The organism is uncultured Lamprocystis sp. (genome assembly GCF_903933125.1).
Taxonomy (GTDB): domain Bacteria; phylum Pseudomonadota; class Gammaproteobacteria; order Chromatiales; family Chromatiaceae; genus Thiodictyon.
Genome location: NZ_CAIZIZ010000247.1, coordinates 1 through 3,069, shown reverse-complemented (window position 1 = coordinate 3,069; position 3,069 = coordinate 1). Strand labels below are relative to the sequence as shown.

Below are 3,069 nucleotides of genomic sequence, written 5' to 3'. Positions count from 1 at the left end.
TGGTGCGCCGCACCAGTTGGGCGGCGGCGAATTTCGTCAACTCAACCGCAGACCCGGACGCCCTCGTTATTTCCCAGCGGGACTGGGAACGCTTGCTGGATCAACTGGCCTCGACGGCCTGAAATGGCCAAAGTCGAGTTGCGGTGCGCAAGCACAATACCGGCTGGGAAGTCATCCCGGCGCCGCCGGGCGGCGTGCCCCCGACCAACCTGGCGCTCGGCGACCTCGACGGCGACCAGCAGGCGGACCTGGTGGCCGATTTGGGTCCGGCGGGTCTCTGGGCCCTGCTGCATCAGTTGAACGGAACCGTGTGGGTCAAACTGCACTCAGCCCCGACTCAGGGTCTGCTCATTGCCGACATCGACGGTGATGGTCTGGGCAATCTGGTGGCGAATCGCGGCGCGGATGGCGTCTGGATCTCCCGCGATCAGCGTTGGGAGCGTCTGCACCCCGGCTCGCCCAAGCACATGGCGGCCGGCGATTTTGACGGCAACGGACGGCTCGACCTCGCCTTCGATCTGGGCGGTGACGGCATCTGGTTGTGGATGAATGACAGGGTCTGGAGCCGGGTCGACACGATGAGCGCGGATCTCCTGCTGACGGTCGATCTGGACGGCAATGGCGCCGACGACTTGCTGCTGAGTCAGGGAGCGGCTGGAACCAATGTCTGGATGAACAACCAGACGTGGCGACACCTCCATGACCGTCCGGTCCGGCATGCGGTCGCGGGCCATCGCGATGAGCAATGACGCATCGCCACCGGCCATCTTGGCAGTCCGAGCGTCCGTGCTAGACTCCCTGTGAACCGCGCTGTTCAGGCGCCACGCTGCCGCGAGGGCATCACTATGGGCTTTACCCCGGACCTGCCGCGGGTGGACCTGCGCGTCCCGCCCGCTGTCAGATTGGATAACGCACTGTTCTTTGCCATCTGTCAGGCCAATCGGGAGTACCGGATCGAGCGCAGTGCCAGAGGAGATATCCGCATCATGCCGCCAACCGGAGGGATCACGGGGAAACGCAACTCGGATCTGATCATCGATCTGGGTCTTTGGGCCAGACAGAACGGTCGCGGTGTCGTGTTCGATTCGTCGACCGGTTTTGTGCTGCCGAACGGTGCCGTGCTGTCGCCTGATTGTTCCTGGGTGCTGCGCGAGCGGCTGGCGCGACTGAGTGACAAGGAGAAAAAGCAGTTTCTGCCCCTGGCCCCGGACTTCGTGATTGAATTGGCCTCGGCGAATGACCACCGGACCGAACTGATCGCCAAAATGCGCGAATACCGGGCGAATGGCGTGCGGCTCGGCTGGCTGATCCTGCCGACATCGCGACAGGTCTATCGTTTTCCCGAGCAAGGGGCGGAGGAGTGCCTGGATAATCCCGGCACCCTGACCGATGAGACGGTCCTGCCGGGTTTCCGGCTGGATCTGTCCGGGGTCTGGGCGGAGGGGTTCTGAGCGGCTCGATTGCGTTCTGCGGCCTTGATCGTAATCCCGGCCAGTGGCGTGCGTAGTCAGGGCTTCCAGCCCTGACGGTGTCAGGCCAGGATGGCCTGACTACGCACCCGGCGAGCCCAAGTGGCCGGAATCTTGATCGAGGCCCGTTCTGCCGCGTGGCTGTCACCATTCATCGTCAGGCTTGGAATTCACGTCACATGAGTCGCATCGGTCGAGCCCTCTCCCTGGCGCCGCTGTTGGTTGCGCTGGTCTGCACTCCCGCCTCGGGCGAGGTGTTCAAGTATCAGGACGCCGACGGCAGTTGGCATTTCACCGATCGCCCCCCGCCGGGAGCGCGGGTGTCGCAGCCGTCGACGACGGCTGCCGATCAACCCGCGGCGACCCGCGACCTTGCCGCACGGTTGTCCGCACGCTTTGGCGGCGGAACCCCGGTCCAGCAGGCGACACTGGCAACCGTCGCGATCAAGTCACAGTCCGGCGAGGGCGCCGGCTTTTTCATCAGTGAGGATGGCTACATCCTGACGAATCGCCATGTGGTGCGCCCGATCGCTGAGCCACGAGATGAGGAGCAGCGTTTGTTCAACGAAATGGAACGGCGTCTGAGTGCGATGGAAACCGAACTCGCGGCCCGCCGCAAGCGCGCCGCCGGTGCCGAGTCGGAACTCGCCAACCTCAAGCGGCAGGGCCAGGGCGGCGGCGCCCAGGCGCGCGCGCTCCAGCGTGAATATGAGTATTTCAAGTCGGCGACTGTTGAACTGTCGGCCGAGGTAGAGGAGGGGCAGCGCGCGCTGAACAAGGCCAAGCTGGAAAGGAGCCTGAAGACCAGCAGCGCGATGGTGCAGAACAGTTTCACCGTCGTGCTGAAAGACGGTGAACAACTTGGAGCACGACTGATCGGCGTCAGCGAACCTCACGATTTGGCGCTTCTGAAGCTCGATGGATACCGAACCCCGGTGCTGCCGGAGGCCGTTCAGCGCCGTCTCGGGCAGGGAGACTCGGTTTATGCCATCGGAAATCCGCTGGGCGTGTCCGACAGCGTCACCTCCGGCCGCGTGACGCGACTGGGAACCGAGCAGATCCTGACCGATGTCCAGTTGCTGCCCGGCAATAGCGGCGGCCCTCTGGTCAATGAAGCGGGGGAGGTCATTGCCGTCAACTACGCCAAGCTGACCCAGGGCGGCGATGCCAACTACCAGGGGTTCGGGATAGCGATCCCGATTGCGATAGCCCGCGATGCCTTTCCGGAGTTGCGCTGAGCGGGGGTCTTCGAGTGATACCCCGTGCGGGATGATTGATGAGAGCGGGATCACCAAGAAAGGACGCCACTCGGTGGGGGTGGCACGGCAACGGAACGGGCGGCTGGGAAAGGTCGATAATTGCCAGGTGGGCGTGTTTACCGCCCTGAGTCGCGGCGCGCTGGCGACCTTGCAGGCCGTCACGCTGCGCGACAGCACCAAGGGCGAATTGACCGTTGAGGTCCTGCATCAGCGGGTGTGGCTGTGGGATGGTGCCGAACCCGCCGCCCGGTGCTGGCATCTGCTGGTGCGCCGCGAACTGGGCGCCCGCGCCGACCTCAAGTACAGCCTCAGCAACGCCGCGGCGGAGACTCCGGTGTTGC

General features: G+C 64.5%; 3 protein-coding genes and 1 pseudogene. All 4 read left to right on the top strand.

Annotated elements, in window-relative coordinates:
* Nucleotides 1-143 precede the first annotated feature (143 nt).
* Entirely contained in the window at nucleotides 144-749 is a 606-nt protein-coding gene (locus tag QZY03_RS12310; RefSeq protein WP_295581403.1) for a hypothetical protein, read from the top strand.
* Nucleotides 750-800: 51 nt separating this feature from the next.
* Entirely contained in the window at nucleotides 801-1,451 is a 651-nt protein-coding gene (locus tag QZY03_RS12305) for a Uma2 family endonuclease (protein ID WP_295581401.1), read from the top strand.
* A gap of 197 nt (nucleotides 1,452-1,648) precedes the next feature.
* Nucleotides 1,649-2,707, top strand: a complete 1,059-nt coding sequence (locus QZY03_RS12300; protein ID WP_295581399.1) for a trypsin-like peptidase domain-containing protein — start codon at nucleotides 1,649-1,651, stop codon at nucleotides 2,705-2,707.
* Nucleotides 2,708-2,738: 31 nt separating this feature from the next.
* Nucleotides 2,739-3,069 (top strand): annotated as a pseudogene (locus QZY03_RS12295) (transposase); the annotation flags it as partial.